The sequence below is a fragment of the Microvirga pakistanensis genome (assembly GCF_004458765.1).
GTDB classification, from domain to species: domain Bacteria; phylum Pseudomonadota; class Alphaproteobacteria; order Rhizobiales; family Beijerinckiaceae; genus Microvirga; species Microvirga pakistanensis.
In genome coordinates, this window is record NZ_SPJX01000593.1 from 1 (window position 1) to 223 (window position 223).

At 60.5% G+C, this 223-nt stretch carries 1 pseudogene; it reads left to right on the forward strand.

From position 1 onward, the window contains the following. A pseudogene (locus E4K09_RS29885) lies at positions 1-198 on the forward strand (hypothetical protein); the annotation flags it as partial. Positions 199-223 lie beyond the last annotated feature (25 nt).

Genomic DNA, 223 nt, shown 5'->3' on the forward strand with positions numbered 1-223 from the left:
ACCTTGCGCGATGCGGAGGGCAATGGGCTTGCAACAGCCATGCTTCCGCCGCGCGGACGCAACGACCCATCCTTCAAGATCATCGTTGTCGGACCTGAGAACAGGGATCCCGACCCGGACCACGGGGAAGCCATTCGCAAGCTCGGAGAGCACTTTGGGCTCTCCCTCGACCGAAGCCGGTGCTATCCCTATCGATGACTGCCCCTCCTGAAAACAACCTATG